The organism is Psychrobacter namhaensis (genome assembly GCF_016107545.1).
GTDB lineage: Bacteria > Pseudomonadota > Gammaproteobacteria > Pseudomonadales > Moraxellaceae > Psychrobacter > Psychrobacter namhaensis.
On sequence record NZ_JABASS010000005.1, the window covers coordinates 91,002 to 107,314 of the forward strand.

Below are 16,313 nucleotides of genomic sequence, written 5' to 3' on the forward strand. Positions count from 1 at the left end.
ACGCGGCGTATTGGTCACCAAAGCATACTCAATCACATTATTGATGGCACTATTTTTATAATAAATGTCCAATATGGCCCTATTATGCGCCTTTTCAAGGTTCAACCATTAACATTTAGAGCGTTTTAAGCTATGATTGCACAGATAATTATTCCATATAGTATATAGACGCAGGCTGTCATGCTGACTACCCACGTAATGTGCTAAATCCCAACTGACGAGGACGACTATTGTGTTAGAAGCTTATCGTAAACATGTCGAAGAACGTGCTGAGCTAGGAACTGTACCGCTACCACTGAACGAAAAACAAGTAGCAGAATTGGTTGAACTGATAAAGAACCCACCAGCAGGCGAAGACGCGTTCTTAATGAATCTGCTAGAAAACCGTATTCCTGCTGGTGTTGACCAAGCAGCATACGTTAAAGCGGCATTCTTAGCGGCTATCTTAAAGGGTGAGGCCTCATCACCACTTATCAGCAAGAAAAAAGCGGTTGAAATCCTAGGTACCATGCAAGGTGGTTACAACGTTCAGCCATTGGTTGCTGCACTAGACGACAGCGAAGTCGCACAAGACGCTGCTGAAGCGTTGAAAAAGACTTTACTGGTATTTGACGCGTTCAATGACGTGACGGAAAAAGCCGAAGCCGGTAACGACATTGCCAAAGAAGTGATTCAGTCTTGGGCTGACGCGGAATGGTTCTTAAACCGTGCTGAAGTACCGAAAAAGACCACTTATACGACGTTTAAAGTGACAGGCGAGACCAACACGGATGACTTGTCACCTGCGCAAGATGCGTGGAGCCGTCCTGATATCCCATTGCATTCACTAGCCATGCACAAAAACTCTCGCGACGGCATCACTGCTGACGAAGAGGGCGTTGTCGGCCCAATGAAGCAGATCGAAGCACTTAAAGAAAAAGGCCATCCATTGGCGTATGTTGGTGATGTTGTTGGTACGGGTTCTAGCCGTAAGTCTGCAACCAACTCAGTATTGTGGCTCATGGGTGAAGACATCCCTAACGTGCCAAACAAACGTGGCGGCGGTCTGGTACTGGGTAACAACATTGCGCCTATCTTCTTTAACACGATGGAAGATTCTGGCGCGTTGCCAATCGAAAAAGTCGCGGTTGATAACCTAAACATGGGTGATGTGTTTGACATCTATCCATACGAAGGCAAAATCACTAAGCATGACTCTGACGAAGTATTGTCAACGTTTACACTAAACTCGCCAACATTACTTGATGAAGTACGTGCTGGTGGCCGTATTCCATTGATCGTTGGTCGTGGTTTGACCAATCGTGCGCGTGAGTACATGGGTCTAGGTCATTCAGACGTTTTTGCTAAGCCAGAAGAGCCAGCTGATACGGGCAAAGGCTTCACCCTAGCCCAAAAAATGGTTGGTAAAGCGTGTGGCCTAGAAGGCGTACGTCCTGGTATGTACTGTGAGCCTAAAATGACAACAGTCGGCTCTCAGGATACAACAGGTCCAATGACGCGTGACGAGCTAAAAGACTTGGCATGTTTGGGCTTCCAAGCAGACCTAGTCATGCAGTCGTTCTGTCATACTGCCGCTTATCCAAAGCCAGTTGACGTTGAGACTCAGCACACACTACCTGACTTTATCATGAACCGTGGCGGCGTAAGCTTACGTCCAGGTGACGGCATCATTCACTCATGGTTGAACCGTATGCTACTTCCAGATACCGTTGGTACTGGTGGTGACTCGCATACTCGTTTCCCAATGGGTATCTCGTTCCCAGCGGGTTCTGGCTTGGTTGCATTTGCTGCTGCGACTGGAGTGATGCCACTTGATATGCCTGAATCTGTCCGTGTTCGTTTTGTTGGTGAGCGTCAAGCGGGTATTACCCTACGTGACCTAGTACATGCGATTCCTTATCAAGCGATCAAAGAAGGTTACTTAACGGTTGATAAGAAAGGTAAAATCAACGAGTTTAACGGCCGTATTCTTGAGATCGAAGGTCTAGAAGACTTAACGGCTGAGCAAGCGTTTGAGCTGTCTGATGCCTCAGCTGAGCGTAGTGCTGCTGGTTGTACCATTACCTTGTCTGAAGAGTCAGTAACTGAGTACTTAAACTCAAACATCACGCTGCTTAAGTGGATGATCTCAGAAGGTTATGGCGATGCACGTACCATCAGCCGCCGTATCGAAGCCATGCAAGAGTGGCTTGCTAACCCAAGCCTCATGCGTGCTGATGATGATGCTGAATATGCAATCGACATCACTATCGATATGAGTGAGATCAAAGAGCCTATCCTTTGCTGCCCGAACGATCCAGATGACGCAAAAACCCTAGCTGACGTGGCTGGCGATACCATTGATGAAGTGTTCATTGGTTCATGTATGACCAACATCGGTCATTTCCGTGCCGCTGGTAAATTGCTACAAGACGTACCAGCAGGCAGCCTCAAGACTCGTCTATGGATTGCACCGCCGACTAAGATGGATGCACGCCAGTTGATGGAAGAAGGTTACTACAACATCTATGCACAAGCCGGCGCTCGTACTGAAATGCCAGGTTGTTCACTATGTATGGGTAATCAAGCACGTATCGCACCGAAATCTACTGCGGTATCGACCTCAACCCGTAACTTCCCGAACCGTTTGGGTCAAGGTGCTAACGTATACCTAGCTTCTGCAGAGCTTGCCGCAGTCGCAGCCGTACTTGGTAAACTGCCAACGAACGACGAATATCAGCAGTATGCTGGCATGCTAAATAGCATGGGCGATGAAGTGTATCAATACATGAACTTCGACCGTATGGAAGACTATACTGAAGAAGCAGACAAGATCAACGTGGCTCAGTTGACCTAATATCTAGTCTGAAAACGTTTTTAAGTTTTACCGTTCTTATTTAAATAGAAACCCCGTATCGTGATGATGCGGGGTTTTTTGATAAGTAGTTTGAAGTGAGGTGTAGTCTTTAGTGGTTAAATCACTTCCCCTGATAAACTGGCTTACGTTTCTCTATAAACGCCGTAACTCCTTCTTTAAAGTCATCGGTTTTTGCCAGCATGGCTTGTTGATCGACTTCCATATCTAGGGCTTCATTCAGGCCCATATAAGCATGGGTATTAATCATGTGCTTCATCGACGCTAGGGCTCTGCCAGGCAGATTGCTTAAACGCGTTGCCAGTGCATGTACGCTCGTATCTAAGTCCTCTGCACTCACGACTTCATTCACCAAGTTTAAGCGTGCCATGTCTTCCGCTTTGAGTTTATCACCTAGCATCACAAGCTCAGTAGTTTTTGCCACGCCGATCAATTGATTCAGCAGATAGATACCACCAGCATCTGGAATCAGTCCAATATTGATAAAAGCTTGGACGAATTTTGAATTGTCAGCGGCGATACGAAAATCACAAGTGAGCGCAAGATTCATACCAGCCCCAGCGACTGCGCCTTCGAGTTTAGCAATAATGGGCTTATGAATATTACGCAGTTTTAAGCTGACTTCTCCAGCACCTTCTACCATGCCTTTTAGTTTATTTGAAATGACGTCCTTGTCTAGACCCTCAGACAGCATCTCTTTAATGTCACCACCGCTTGAAAAGTTGCCGCCAGCACCTTGCAAAATAATAACGCGAACGTGGTCATCGGCCTCGGCTTCATTGAGCGCTTTTAACACGCCAGCTTTTAGGGGGGTGCTAAAAGCATTTAGGCTTTTTGGATCATTTAACGTGATGGTGGCAATGTGGTTTTCGCTTTTGTACTCAACGAGAGGGTGTGACATCTGATATTTCCTTATTTTAAATAATGATTTGTTGAAGTTGTGATGTAAAGATTAACGGTAACAAGTAACGCAGTGCTGATTACTATAGCAGCTTGCTACGATTATAAAAGCAGGTTTTGTGGGCGCTTAAGACACATCAAAACGCTGGTTTAGTGCGATAAATGACACTAAAAGTCTAATGTCTGAGGGCATACAGGTAGCAGAGGCATAAAAAAGGCTATTACCAAAAGCGTTATTGGATTATGCTAAAATGTTGACATCTTTACTCTCTCAAACAAGGAAGTGGTTATGCCGACTATCAAGATTAATAACGCGGATATTTATTTTGAGGACAGTGCGCCAAATGACGCGCAAAAGCCAGTGATGGTGTTCGCTCACGGTCTTTTATGGAACTCGCGGATGTATGACAAACAAGTCGAGCATTTTCAAAAAGACTATCGCTGTATCGCTTTTGACTTTCGGGGTCAAGGCCAGTCGCAGATCACCAAGTCCGGCTATGATATGGACACACTAACGGAGGATGCGCTTGGGTTACTTGCGGCGCTTGATATTGATAAATGTCACTTTGTTGGGTTATCAATGGGCGGCTTTGTCGCCCAGCGTATCGCGCTTAAGCGGCCTGAGCTGCTGCAATCGCTTATCCTTTTAGAAACCTCTGCTGACCCTGAAGATCCCAAAAACGTACCGCAGTATCGTAAGCTGGTAAAAGCCATTCGCTGGTTAGGTATCAAGCGCGTGAGTAACAAGGTCATGCCTATTATGTTTGGTAGTACTTTTTTGGCAGACAAGTTGCGTAAATCTGATCGTAAACAGTGGCTAGCGATGCTACAGGGTAATCGCAAAGGCGGCGTGATTAAGGCGACGATGGGCGTCATTGAACGGACAGGCACCTATGAGCAGCTTGGTGACATCACGACGCCGACACTCATTATCGTTGGGGATGAAGATGCTGCCACGCCTTATTCGAAGTCTGAGCGTATGCACTTTGCAATTGCAGGCTCAAAGCTTGCGGTTATCAAAGGCGCGGGTCATACATCGACGGTAGAAGAGCCGGATCAGGTAAATCGAGTGATCGGTCAGTTTTTAGAAAATTGTGTGTAAAGTACTTAGTAATACTCTTTAGCTTTTAGCACCCAATGCTGAATAAAAAAGCCGCTATCAAAGAGTGATAGCGGCTTTTTTGCGCCATTTTTTATACATATTATTAGTAACTGTTTGATTACTACAGTCGTGAGCTGTACTCGCTATTGCCGTCATCAATAGTGCCAAACACCTCGGCTCGGTTCACCACTTCCGTTGCCCAAGCGCGGTGCGTGGCGGGCTCTAGCATGGTATTGTTGTATTTAAACACCGCCTTGGCCTCGCTATGGAGTATCGCTTGCGCTTCATCCAAGGTGCTAAGTGGTACACAATAAGCTTGCTGTACCAACGCGATTTGGCTTGGGTGAATGACAGTTTTTCCGACCAACCCCAAGCTGACATCACGGGTCAACTCTTGCATAAACAGCGTGGGCTGGTCCAAATATTCAAAGACTGGCGCAGTCAAATAAAAACCATGCGGGACAAAGCAGCCAAGCAGTTGGTAGGCAAGCGTACCAATCGGGGTGTCATAGACGATGCTGTTCTTAGGACGTCGCAGGCGCAGGGTGGCAAACAAGTCGTTGCCACCAATCCGCAGAGCAAAGATTGGCTGACTAAAGGCTTCTTTAAAGCCAATGGCAAGCTCTTGGTTGTGATGCGGGTTAAATAATGCGGCGGTCTCAAGTGTGGGCATTAACAATTGATCCGCACTCAGGTTTTGGCACGCCATTCGCCAATTGGATAAGCTGAACATATCGACTTTTGGCATGACGAAGCCGTCGATCAGATCGATATGGGCGTAGTCCGCCAGCTGCTGTAGCATCATCGGATTGCGTGGACGTATAAACACTAATGGACGGGTCGGGTGCTGGGCTTGCGGCTTTGATTGCAGACCAGCTTGTCTTGCTGGATTGCTGATGCTATCCACGTGCGCCGCCCACGTATGGAGCAGCGTTTGCAAGCGCTCAAGTGCTAACTCAACGTCACTATGACTGACCGCATCTTCTAGACAAATAATAATACTATTAATCGCTGGTAATTTATCACGCTTAATGACTTGCCAAATATCTTGGCGAGTCGCCGGCATGTATAGACTGGCACCAAGCTGATAAGGATGATGGGTGTGCAACTTAACCATCGCATGACGCTCAGTAATCAGATGAGCGTAAGACTGAGTATGGTTATAAAGGTTTGATTCGTGGGTTAGCATGTCTGACATAATTGGCATCGTAAATAGTGATAAATGAGTGGCTATAAAAGGTAGGATGTATGGTCTAAGAGACATGACTCAGTGGTGCTATTAAGTCACTTACACACCCCTATAAGCGTACTGTCGATTCATTATTTTTGGTACGTTGTTTGATGAGAGTAATGGCTTGATAAGGGAGTATTTTATCACCTAACACACTCATAGTGATGTTTCGCTGTGTACATAAATGTCTTAGCAGCACCGTATCGGGGTGATTGGCGGTTGCCAGTAAGATACGTTCAGGGTCACGGCGTAATATGGCTCGTGTTGCCTCGGCAATGGTCGGCTTAATACGGTTGCGATTGCTGATATTGTACTCTAACGCCAGCTTATCTATTAAGTCAGCGGTTTGGTAGCGCGGTTGCGGAAACATTGGCAAGTATTGGCATGTGTTAGATAATTCTCGCCGTGCTGCATCAATATGATCGACAAAGGCTAAGCTATGATCTGACTCAACTAAGTTATCATAAAAGACACTGCGATGTAGCCCCATTTTTGGGTCGGTATACAAGCTGCGTGAAATCAATCCGGACACCGTACTATTTAACAAACCCGATGGAATCAACCAGTCCTCCTCGCTAGCGGCCAGCCAAGCGACGCCCGCCGGATCAGCAAGGGTTAATAGGGGAGTCACATCGACACCTTGATGAAAAATATTGGCAAAATTGGGATGAGTAGGATCTCGAAATGCTTCTAAACTATGGGTCAATTCTTGATAAATGGCCCCTTTACCTGTCCAGCCATCGACGAAGACAATAGGACTGTCTGGATAGTCTTCTAACAATGTTTGTAAGGCTGTTGGGTCAAGACCACGGTCACGAATGATACTAATCCCATAATGCACACTTGGTAGAGAGTAGCCACTAGCTGTGTCGGCAAGTGCTCTTTGTAATAATACGCCAATCGGCAAGCCTGCTCGCACTAAGCTGATTAAAACTAACGGTTGCTCATCAGTTATGTGTCGCTGAAAAACATGATGTAGGGTATAGGCTAAATTTGCGATATCAGTGGCTGTTCTCGTCGCCCCTTGCTCTAGTGCCTGTATGTAGAGCTGCTCATGCATCGCACTTGGTGCCTGCTCTAAGGTCAACATGTCTGAATAGTGACGTTGTCCACTTTGAATCAGTGCCTCTTTTTGACTGACGGGCACATTAGCAACCGCATCTTTATTGACAATATCGAGCAGGACGGTCACATCGCTGGCAAGATAGCTGCCTGAGCCGTAATTTTTTAGAGGGGCGCTTTTTGTGTTTGTGTTATTTAAAGTCATAGTAAGATATCAGTACTCATTGGAGAACGGTAAGGTTGCGCGGTTGATGTTAAACAAACTACTCAGCATGACGCTGCTCATGCAACTGACCACGACTGGGCATACCGTACCAGTCAAGCAGTTGCAAAAACGGTAGGTCAGCTAGACTGTCCCCAAAACCAAAGCTCGGACGTTGATTGTCTAAATGGTTGGTTAATAAAAACTGTACGGCATGACGCTTATGAACCGCATGTGGCAATATCGCCAGATTATTTGCGTTCACATGCACATAAAAGTGCGCATCAAAATATGGTATTAACGTTGGCAGTTTCTGAGCCAAATCTGCCAGTATTTGATGGTTTTTTTGCGCATGTTTAATCGCCAAATAAATGGTCAGAGGGTCATGGTTAGCGCCGCTATCAGAGCCGTCATTAAAGCTGTCAACGTGCGGTGTCAGTACCAAGTCATTAAAAGGATCACTGGCATTTTTAGAGTGCTTACCAATCAACTCAGTAAGCTCGGCTAACTTGCCTTGGATCGGAGCAAGGACGTCATACATATGCTGCTGCCACTCGTTTAGCATTTGCCCGTTAGACGTTAAAATAACCGCGCCGTGGGTCAATACTTGCCAACTGGCAAAGGGCAGCTTAACACGTTTGATTTCACTACGGTCACGGGCGGTGACGACGATTAAGTCAGTACTAGCAAGTAGCCAATTAAAGAAAGTGGCTTGACGCTGACTCATGAAGCTTAATGGCTCACCTTTTTTATTAACAGTGGCGCAAACCAAGTTTTCAGATTCAGCCGTTGGTAATTTCCACGCGTCAATTTTACGCTGGGTTTGGAATAGGGTGTCGTCCAAGTCCATAAGCGCGTAAGGTTTGGTGATGTTTGGATTGGATTCGAAAAATGGGGTGGTCATAAAAGTGTCCATAGATAATAGGGTGGAAAATCAGAGCGGGTGTTACATGGAAGGACCCACCACCAATACGTTATTCAAGCGTTTCCACATATCGTCGACACTATCTGCTGCTGTCTCCACACACAGTACAATCAAATCCCATTCATTTGGTTCAACATTGTAAGCAAAATTGGTCATGCCAAGACCGTAATTATCGCTAAAGCTTAACATTGTCGTAATCGCGCCGCCAAGGGCAATCGGCGAGCGGGTCAATGCGCTAAATTTCACCATAGGGGTGGTTGCAGAGTCTTGCTGTTGAGCTTGTGTCTCAAGCCATTCTGCTAATAAAAAAGGTAACCAAACGAACTCATTACTTCCCAGTATCAGGACTCTCTTTGGTAACTGAGCGGCATCAAAGCGTTCTTGATGACTAAATTTTGTAAACGCGGTTTGAAACCTCAAAAGATACTCAGCAAAACCATCTGTACTATTTAGCGTTGGAAAACGTCCCCAATTGCCTGTATCACCTAACGCCTGACTACCAGCCTCGGTCGTATCAACCGCTGGCATCGTAATGGGTTCAGGGTTAGGGGCATCCGTCCATTGCCAAGCGCCAGACAATAGGTGATGACGATGAAAGTCAACACCCGCTAAGCGAGCAGCCATGCGCTCAGGCAACGCGCCCTCCAGCGTTGTGTCCGTCGTTGTGTCTGGCATTGTGTCAGTGCTTTTTTGATCTAATGACCAATCAACCAAAGTGGTTAGGTGTACTTGCTCTAACTGCGTGAGTCCAGCGTTACGTAGCGCAGTGACGACATTCACGCAAGTATTGCCGGTCGACGCTTCGTCGTCCACCATAATTAGGGTTTTGCTAGCGAGTAATTGCTCTTGAGTATGGGTATCTGTACTTTGATAAATCAAGTGCTGGCTGGCATGACTGTGGTCTTCGTTAAATGTGGTCAGTAACGTATCGGTGCTACGGTCGTCATGTTGGGCATGACGCGTAGAGTTCAATAATAAAGCGTTGGGATAGCGCGTTTGTAGTGCTTGATGGACACCAGCGGATAAGCCAACAGCCGTCTCTGCCATACCAATGACTAAAATGGGCTCAGGTAAATCATTAGGAACTAGATTTGCCAAATTGGTGAAAGCATGACGCATCGCGCGAGGTGCGACTGGAATATGACGACCTAAGACTTTTGAGACGAATAAAAACGCCCGCTTCGGGTTAATACGCTGAGCAAACCCAAGCAAGTCTTCTAGTTGATAGCTGTCTTTTTTATCCGAGTCATTTTTAGCCGTTGCTTCGTTGGTCTGATAGGTCAAATCAAGGGTGCCGCGAGGTAAGGTAATGGTTGTACTCTGTTGCTTAGCTGACATTCGTACTCCTTGCGCTTTTAATTTTATATTGTTATCAGTTTTTAAGGTTGATAATCCACCAACCATAGCCCAGCGCCGCTTTTTTATTTAATGGCGGCGTGGTCAAAGTGAGCGTTTTGGTGAGAGCGTACTCTGATAACGTTCTTTAAGTCATTTGCTTAATAGGGGTTATTTTCTTCAATTTTGACACTCGTCATAATTGAGCGTACTTGGCAGGGCGTTATTTGCTGCCTGATATCAACCAGCTTCGGTTTATCGGTCAGTCCTAACCAATAAGAAAAACCGACTTGTGTTAAATCCACACCGCTGTGAATCGTATAACCAATGCCGCCGGAAGGACGGCTATTAATCTCCAGCACACGATGTTGACCATCATCATCGGCTTTGGTTTGTACACTCACGATGCCATCACAGCCAAAGGCTTTAATCAATGGAATGACGACATCCATGACGGATTGCTCGTAGCTGATATGCTGAATTTTCCCGGTTTTATAGCGTGTGATCGCGGCTAAAACGTCACCATATTCGCAGACCACATCGATAGAGTACTCTTGTCCAGATAAATAAGGCATGAGTAGCATAGGGATAGGGCGTTCATGCACCATCAGACTGTTTGCATAGGCATTTTTAAACTGAGCCGTATTGATTTTTTTCTCTTCGGTGAAGTATAAGTGCTCAAAGCTGTCATATTGCTCAGCCGCCTCTTTATCTGAATCAAGTCGCCAAAACCCTTGTGCGAAAATACCAGTGACGGGTTTGACACATAACGGCTGATGACCGTGTTCGGCAAGTAAAGCCTCAAGCTCTACCATATTATCAAAGCGCCAAGCATCAGCGACGGGGATGCCGTGCTGGTGACAGTGTTGCATAAAGGCAAACTTGTCATCGATCGACTCCAGTGCCGATACGCTGGTTGCGCCCGTCAATAGACGAATACCTGCTGCGGCAAATGTTTCGCGGTGCGCTTCATAATCAATACCATTGCGACCAGTCAGCAACACCTTAACCTTGCTCTGCTGGGCTTGCTCCAATACGAACTGCCAGCGAGGTACAGCAGACTCACTGGTCGGCAGTGTATCGTCGTCTATAGCCGCTTTATGTGGCTCACGATAAGTGCGATCAGCGAACTCAAAAATCTCAGGTCTATCATGACGGTGTGAGGCGATAATGGTAAACGGGGTATCAGAGTAGGCTTTTAACGTTTGTAGGCTGGCCAACATATCGCGCTGGCTTGACTGACCTTCAGCCAACCAAGCGGCTGTTGACGTTATATGATTGCTATCGTTAGCAGGGTTATCCATAGTGCTCTCTTGTCATCAGTTTTAGATATCGTTGGATAACTCAGTGTCGTCATCGCAAAACCATTAGCAATATAAGTAAGACCCCAATTTGGCTTAGCAAAGTGGAAAAACCAAGCCTTAATACTGCTGATAGCAGGGACTATTATATACAAATGCTACGCGTTATAAACACTCCTAACAAAATAGCCTTAAGTATTTATACGGCGATTTCTTGACGGTTTTTAACAGCTCGTTGAATGGATAGGTAGATTAAAACAAAAACGCATCCGTGCTACTATGTGATGATAACGGGCAGCATAAACACAGCAATATAATAAACCACTGAAAGGACATATCATGAGCCAAACCGAACCTCAAAAATTAATCGCAGGGGCCAATGCGCCACTACCGACGGATAGTATTAGCATTCGTATTTTAAGCCAAAGCGCCGTTGATTGCGCTGCTTATCGCCTGACTACTGACGGTAAGGTACGTGGTGATGGCGACATGATTTTTTATGGGCAAACCCGTAGCGATGACGGTAGTGTTAGCTTTCGAGGCCATGATAGCGATGGATTTTTTGATATTAACTTACCAGCGCAGCCTACGAGTATTGAAAAGATAGCACTCGCTTTTTCTAGTGCACAAACGCTAGCGCAAGTCGGTGATGTAGATATTCAGGTGTTACAGGGCAGCCAAGTGCTGATGACTTGTCAATTAATCGCTACTGGGCGTAACGAAAAAGCGATTATCTTAGCTGAGTGTTATCGTCGGCAGGGCGGCTGGAAGTTTCGTTTTATTGCTCAAGGTTTTGAGGGCGGGCTAAAACCGTTGTCTGAGCACTTCGGTGTTGACATTGCCGACGAAGCGCCAGCTCAGCCTCAAGCTCAAAACCAATCACAGAGCCAATCACAGAATCAGTCTCAACCTATCAACACACAGCGTCCAATCAATACCCAAAAAGCGGGTAGTGCCTCTCCATCTAACACGCCACCGCCGATCCCAGCCAGTCCCTCAATCAATTTAAGTAAAATCACTTTAACCAAAAATCAATCTAGCATCAATCTTAAAAAGCGCGATGATTTTGGTAAAATCTCTGTCAACCTAAACTGGAACCAGCGGCCAGAGACGGATAAGCAAGCGCCTAAAAAAGGGCTATTAGGCGATTTGTTTAAGTCGCATAAAGCAGGGGGTATCGATCTTGATGTCGGCGCGATGATTCATCTGAAAAACGGTGAAAAGACGCTCATTCAAGCGCTAGGCAATCGTTTTGGCAGTTTGCAATCCGCCCCTTATGTTTGCTTGCGCGCTGATGACAGAACGGGGCAGATAAGCGGCGGTGAGTGGCTCGATATCAACGGTCAGCAGTGGTCGCAGATTGAGGAAGTCTTTATCTTTGCTTTTATTTATGATGGTGCGCCAAATTGGGCGCAAACAGATGGGGTAGTGACCATTCATGTGCCAGAGCAGCCACCGATTGAAACGCGTCTAACAGAAGGGACAGGCAATTTGCCGATGTGTGCCATTGCGCGTTTGGTCAATCAGCAAGGCAGTATTAATGTTGAGCGTATCAATCAGTACTTTCAGGGACATCAAGAGATGGATAAAGCCTTTAATTGGGGGTTTAGCTGGAAGCGTGGACGTAAATAGCTTTTAATAGTGTTTTTTCATATAAACAATCAGCCCGTCTATTACTAGACGGGCTGATTGTTTATAGATCTATAAATGATAGCTCTACGAGCTGTCTTCAGACAAGCGGCTTAAGCGTGCGGTGTGATAGCCGGCATTAAGTCATGGAAGGTACGACCAGAAGCCGTCTCACCAATTGCGTGCATTTTCCATTCATTATTGTGGCGATACACTTTTGCCATAATCATCGCCGTGTGCCCGCCTTGCGCTGACAAGTTATAGCGTGCGACCTCAGCGTTATTATTGGCGTTAATAATACGACAGAATGCATTTTCTACCGTTTCAAATGTCTGACCAGTAAAGCTATTAACAGTAAATACGAGCGATATAACGTTAGCAGGTACTTTTGAGAGGTCAACGTTGATGACTTCATCATCACCATCACCGGCACCAGTGCGGTTGTCACCTGTATGAACGATGCTGCCGTCTTTTGATTTGAGCTGACTGAACCAAATGGCATCGATGGCTTGTTTGTTACTATCGAACATGATGCAAGAAGCATCCAAGTCGATAGAATCGCCGCCGCTACCACCACCAAATAACTTGCCTAAGAATCCCCCTTTTTTGTCTTGTGGGCCTTGTGCAACATCCCAGCCTAGACCCAGTTTTACTTGGGTAAGCTCGCCGCCAGCTTCTTTGTTTAGGGAGATTTTTTGTCCCTTTTGTAAACTAACTGCCATGTGATACTCCTTATAATAATTGTGAATTGAGAGCTGAGTAAATCTACGGTTACGAAATACAGTTATAAAATATTATCTAAAAAACCACCACCGCCGCCGCGTCCGCCTGAGCTAGTGCCTAAGATACTTTGTAGCCAGCCTTGATAACTGTCACGATTGCGCGAACAAATAATGACCTTACCTGTACCTGAGAAGTTCAGTACCATCCCTTCGCCACTGGTGACCGAATTGATAATATTGCTCATGATGCCTTTTTTCTTACTGGTCGATACGGACAGCTTATAATCGAGGTTTGAGTCCCAACATACCACATGACCATTGTCGATAATCACATCTTTATCAGGGGTCACCTCAATCTCAAACAGCGAGCCAAAACCTGACACGACTACTTGACCTTGACCTTGTGTCTGCATGACCATAAAGCCGCCCGTATCCCCAAACACGGCTCCGCCTAAGTTACGCTGAATATTGGCTCTGATATCGACGCCTGTCTGGGCGGCAACAAAGGCGCCATCACTCAACGTATATTGCTGTTTTCCGACATCGATGATTTGCATGTCGCCGTCCAGTGTCGGCGCAAGCAAACAGTCGCCTTCACCATGCACAGCTTCGATCTGCTGCTGAAACAATGACTCGTCGTTAGCAAAGCGGCGCATCAATGACTGCATAAGGCCACCTTGCAGCTTACCTTTTAGCTCAAGATTAGACTCCATCATGACCATCGCATTGGCTTCACAATAGATTGAATCGCCTTTTTGTAGATTGCAGTGCAAAAAAGGTTCAATGGTACCGATTAAGCTAAACGTTGCGGTCATGAGTAGCCAGTCCTTATTCTAATGTGTGTAATATGGGTGCTTGATAGATAGGGTGTTAAATAATGGATTCTTTTAACGTTTTTTCTCTGCTTGCTGAAATTTGCGTGAACCAATTACATTGAAAGCCATCAAACGCTTCAGTAAGGCGCACTTGATGGCTTATCTACAGTGCAATCAGACGTCTGATTGCACTCACTAATTTATGAAACGATAAAGGGTGATCTTAGCGTTAAACGTTGACGCCATAAGAGGCCGCTAATGGACCAAGACCGCCACTGAAGCCTTGACCGACCGCGCGGAACTTCCAGTCACCACTGTGACGATATAATTCGCCAAAAATCATCGCAGTTTCGGTACTGCCATCTTCTGACAAGTCATAACGAGCGATTTCAGCGTTACCAGTGTCGTTTATAACGCGGATGTAAGCGTCACCAACTTGACCAAAGTTTTGGTTACGGCCTTGACCTTCATAAATGATGGCGCAGATCGCTACTTTACTGACATCAGCTGGGATGTTAGCAAGGTTGATTTTGATTTTTTCGTCATCGCCATCACCTTCGCCAGTACGGTTATCACCAGTATGTTCAACGGCACCGTTGTCTGATTTTAAGTTGTTAAAGAAAATGAAGTCTTGGTCATTACGAACTTTACCAGCTTCATTGACCAAAAAACCAATCGCATCCAAATCAAATTCTTGGCCATCAGTGGCACGTGGATCCCAGCCAAGACCGACTGTAATATTGGTTAAACCTGGCGCTTCTTTTGATAAGTTTACGTTGCCGCCTTTTGTTAAGCTAATAGCCATAGAAATATCCTTTGGATTAATAATTGAGTGGATTGGATTATAAGAAAAACGAACTAAAAATAGGTCAGTAAGTAGCGTATGAACCTCAGTGTTTAAATGAATATACCCGTACGCCGTGCCCTGTCTATCGTTACGTTTTACTATACTAAGCGTTTGCTTAGTAAGCAAGTCGTATTTTGTGTGACTATATGACATCTATCTTTCTGTTTATAACAAAGTGATATTGATGTTATTGATATAACAGACGTAGTTTAGTTATTTATCTGAATATGATTTATAATAGCGCGCTCAGGTTCCCTCTACCCTGATGTAAAAAAAGGCCACTTTATGACTATTAGTACTGTTTTGACAACCCCCATTGAACCCATTCGCTATAGCCGCGCTCTATTTTGGCTGGTCAGCCTGCATATCTTTATCATCGCTAGTAGTAACTACTTGGTGCAGATACCTGTGGAGCTGTTTGGCTTTATCACCACATGGGGCGCCGTCACCTTTCCTTTTATCTTTTTGATTACTGATTTGACCGTGCGTGTCTTTGGTCAGCATTTAGCAAGACGCATTATCTTTTTTGCGATGCTGCCTGCGCTGGTGATTTCTTATTATTTTTCAGTGGTGTTTTTAAATGGTCAATTTATTGGTCATGAGCACCTGTTAGATTTTAATCTGTTTGTCTTTCGCATTGTGCTTGCAAGCTTTAGTGCTTATGTCGTCGGTCAGCTGTTAGATATCCAAGTGTTCAATAGATTGCGCCGTCTTAGCGTCTGGTGGATTGCGCCCTTAGCATCGACGTTTATTGGTAATCTGGTCGATAGCTTTTGCTTTTTTGCCATCGCTTTTTATAAAAGCCCAGACCCTTTTATGGCGTCGCACTGGGTTGAGATTGGCGCGATGGACTACTTGTTTAAGATAGTGATGGGCGTGTGTATCTTTTTACCGCTATATGGTGTGGTATTGGCAAAGTTGCAAAAAATGCTGGGAGGGAAGTAAAGATAATAAGGTGAATATAAGTAAATGGCTAATATAGTCAATCCTAAATAAAAATAGCACACACTATGCCCCATGCTACGGGTATTGATTACGCGCAGCCTCTGTCGGCTGTAGGCACAGAACGCAAGGGAAATTAATACCCGTAGCACTGTACCTATTTTAAAGTGTGTTAACTATACTGTTTTGTATCGTCAGAAAGGACTGTGTTCCCGGTTTTAAAAAATCATCTTAAAGCAGCGTTTTTAATAAGTGCTAGAGAGTTGTCAGAAGTAATAGATACGATAAAAAACACTTAGTGTGCAAACGCTATATTTATCCCGATACCGATGGACTTCAAAAATGTATATAAAAACAGGTCATACCAATTGCTTGATATGACCTGTTATGAATAACGCTTTAAGTTTAAGGAAAAAAGTGGTCACTTCAGTACTTCAGATTATCTA

The 16,313-nt window shown here is 45.3% G+C and carries 13 protein-coding genes; 4 read left to right on the forward strand and 9 right to left on the reverse strand.

Annotated elements, in window-relative coordinates; translation table 11 throughout:
* The first annotated feature begins 232 nt into the window (after nt 1–232).
* On the forward strand, nt 233–2,836 hold the full coding sequence (gene acnB, locus JFC06_RS05950) for a bifunctional aconitate hydratase 2/2-methylisocitrate dehydratase (protein ID WP_198334328.1): 2,604 nt from the start codon (nt 233–235) through the stop codon (nt 2,834–2,836).
* Between the two features lie 121 nt (nt 2,837–2,957).
* On the opposite strand, the gene JFC06_RS05955 is transcribed toward acnB, so the two are convergent.
* Nucleotides 2,958–3,755, reverse strand: a complete 798-nt coding sequence (locus JFC06_RS05955) for an enoyl-CoA hydratase/isomerase family protein (RefSeq protein ID WP_198334329.1) — start codon at nt 3,753–3,755, stop codon at nt 2,958–2,960.
* Between the two features lie 288 nt (nt 3,756–4,043).
* On the opposite strand from JFC06_RS05955, the gene JFC06_RS05960 reads away from it, so the two are divergent.
* Entirely contained in the window at nt 4,044–4,856 is an 813-nt protein-coding gene (locus JFC06_RS05960) for an alpha/beta fold hydrolase (protein WP_198334330.1), read from the forward strand.
* Between the two features lie 121 nt (nt 4,857–4,977).
* Here the strand turns inward: JFC06_RS05960 and JFC06_RS05965 are convergent, their stop codons facing one another.
* The 5 genes from JFC06_RS05965 to JFC06_RS05985 form a co-directional block, all read right to left on the reverse strand.
* Nucleotides 4,978–6,054, reverse strand: coding sequence for an HpcH/HpaI aldolase/citrate lyase family protein (locus JFC06_RS05965; protein ID WP_227670151.1), 1,077 nt, complete (start codon nt 6,052–6,054; stop codon nt 4,978–4,980).
* A 100-nt stretch (nt 6,055–6,154) separates the two neighbouring features.
* A complete protein-coding gene (locus tag JFC06_RS05970) occupies nt 6,155–7,354 on the reverse strand; it encodes a cysteine protease StiP domain-containing protein (RefSeq protein WP_198334331.1) in 1,200 nt (399 codons plus the stop codon).
* A gap of 58 nt (nt 7,355–7,412) precedes the next feature.
* Nucleotides 7,413–8,255 (reverse strand): HAD hydrolase family protein, encoded by an 843-nt coding sequence (locus tag JFC06_RS05975; protein WP_198334332.1) that lies wholly within the window; start codon nt 8,253–8,255, stop codon nt 7,413–7,415.
* 42 nt (nt 8,256–8,297) lie between these two features.
* Nucleotides 8,298–9,614: a phosphoribosyltransferase domain-containing protein gene (locus JFC06_RS05980; RefSeq protein ID WP_198334333.1), complete on the reverse strand. Its 1,317-nt coding sequence runs from the start codon at nt 9,612–9,614 to the stop codon at nt 8,298–8,300.
* Nucleotides 9,615–9,772: 158 nt separating this feature from the next.
* The gene (locus tag JFC06_RS05985) at nt 9,773–10,915 is read right to left on the reverse strand and encodes an ATP-grasp domain-containing protein (RefSeq protein WP_198334334.1); all 1,143 of its coding nucleotides are present in this window, start codon (nt 10,913–10,915) and stop codon (nt 9,773–9,775) included.
* Between the two features lie 336 nt (nt 10,916–11,251).
* On the opposite strand from JFC06_RS05985, the gene JFC06_RS05990 reads away from it, so the two are divergent.
* Nucleotides 11,252–12,544, forward strand: coding sequence for a TerD family protein (locus tag JFC06_RS05990; protein ID WP_198334335.1), 1,293 nt, complete (start codon nt 11,252–11,254; stop codon nt 12,542–12,544).
* Nucleotides 12,545–12,654: 110 nt separating this feature from the next.
* Here JFC06_RS05990 and JFC06_RS05995 read toward each other — a convergent pair whose 3' ends face one another.
* The 3 genes from JFC06_RS05995 to JFC06_RS06005 form a co-directional block, all read right to left on the reverse strand.
* On the reverse strand, nt 12,655–13,263 hold the full coding sequence (locus JFC06_RS05995; protein WP_198334336.1) for a TerD family protein: 609 nt from the start codon (nt 13,261–13,263) through the stop codon (nt 12,655–12,657).
* Nucleotides 13,264–13,325: 62 nt separating this feature from the next.
* Nucleotides 13,326–14,078, reverse strand: a complete 753-nt coding sequence (locus JFC06_RS06000) for a TIGR00266 family protein (protein ID WP_193005138.1) — start codon at nt 14,076–14,078, stop codon at nt 13,326–13,328.
* Between the two features lie 229 nt (nt 14,079–14,307).
* Nucleotides 14,308–14,883: a TerD family protein gene (locus JFC06_RS06005; RefSeq protein ID WP_193005137.1), complete on the reverse strand. Its 576-nt coding sequence runs from the start codon at nt 14,881–14,883 to the stop codon at nt 14,308–14,310.
* Between the two features lie 327 nt (nt 14,884–15,210).
* Between JFC06_RS06005 and JFC06_RS06010 the strand changes: the two genes are divergently transcribed.
* Entirely contained in the window at nt 15,211–15,870 is a 660-nt protein-coding gene (locus tag JFC06_RS06010; protein ID WP_198334337.1) for a 7-cyano-7-deazaguanine/7-aminomethyl-7-deazaguanine transporter, read from the forward strand.
* The last annotated feature ends 443 nt before the right edge of the window (nt 15,871–16,313 follow it).

Bases quoted from the DNA above. Each gene is read 5' to 3' on its own strand.
- JFC06_RS05955 (WP_198334329.1), bottom strand. From the start codon at position 3,755: ATGTCACACCCTCTCGTTGAGTACAAAAGCGAAAACCACATTGCCACC.
- JFC06_RS05960 (WP_198334330.1), top strand. From the start codon at position 4,044: ATGCCGACTATCAAGATTAATAACGCGGATATTTATTTTGAGGACAGT.
- JFC06_RS05965 (WP_227670151.1), bottom strand. From the start codon at position 6,054: ATGTCAGACATGCTAACCCACGAATCAAACCTTTATAACCATACTCAG.
- JFC06_RS05970 (WP_198334331.1), bottom strand. From the start codon at position 7,354: ATGACTTTAAATAACACAAACACAAAAAGCGCCCCTCTAAAAAATTAC.
- JFC06_RS05975 (WP_198334332.1), bottom strand. From the start codon at position 8,255: ATGACCACCCCATTTTTCGAATCCAATCCAAACATCACCAAACCTTAC.
- JFC06_RS05980 (WP_198334333.1), bottom strand. From the start codon at position 9,614: ATGTCAGCTAAGCAACAGAGTACAACCATTACCTTACCTCGCGGCACC.
- JFC06_RS05985 (WP_198334334.1), bottom strand. From the start codon at position 10,915: ATGGATAACCCTGCTAACGATAGCAATCATATAACGTCAACAGCCGCT.
- JFC06_RS05990 (WP_198334335.1), top strand. From the start codon at position 11,252: ATGAGCCAAACCGAACCTCAAAAATTAATCGCAGGGGCCAATGCGCCA.
- JFC06_RS05995 (WP_198334336.1), bottom strand. From the start codon at position 13,263: ATGGCAGTTAGTTTACAAAAGGGACAAAAAATCTCCCTAAACAAAGAA.
- JFC06_RS06000 (WP_193005138.1), bottom strand. From the start codon at position 14,078: ATGACCGCAACGTTTAGCTTAATCGGTACCATTGAACCTTTTTTGCAC.
- JFC06_RS06005 (WP_193005137.1), bottom strand. From the start codon at position 14,883: ATGGCTATTAGCTTAACAAAAGGCGGCAACGTAAACTTATCAAAAGAA.
- JFC06_RS06010 (WP_198334337.1), top strand. From the start codon at position 15,211: ATGACTATTAGTACTGTTTTGACAACCCCCATTGAACCCATTCGCTAT.